Origin of the sequence: Aliivibrio finisterrensis, assembly GCF_008933155.1 — a bacterium.
Taxonomy (GTDB): domain Bacteria; phylum Pseudomonadota; class Gammaproteobacteria; order Enterobacterales; family Vibrionaceae; genus Aliivibrio; species Aliivibrio finisterrensis.
Window position 1 is genome coordinate 1 of the sequence record NZ_WBVP01000133.1, and the last position, 240, is coordinate 240.

1 protein-coding gene is annotated in these 240 nt (G+C 47.5%); it reads right to left on the bottom strand.

All coding sequences use genetic code 11. The features are described 5' to 3' along the window. Positions 1-240, bottom strand: a 240-nt coding sequence (locus F8B77_RS17835; RefSeq protein WP_167512890.1) for a hypothetical protein, incomplete at both ends; no start/stop codon positions are given.

The following is a 240-nucleotide window of genomic DNA, read 5'->3' on the forward strand; positions in this document are numbered from 1 at the left end:
CCGAAGGTGTGGTGCTGGTGTTATCTAGAGAATAATTGGCTAATGTATCTAAGGCCGACACCGCCGTTTGAACACCAGAAAGTGTGGTTAAGGTGTTGTTGATAAGGGCGGTATTTATCACCGAGAGGTTCACATCTTTGAGTTCATCAAAGCCAGCGGTGTGATAAGTAGCAAGACTTGGCGCTGTGGTTATGGTGCCATCGGCGTAATCATCAAGGGCATTAATGGCATCAACCAGCG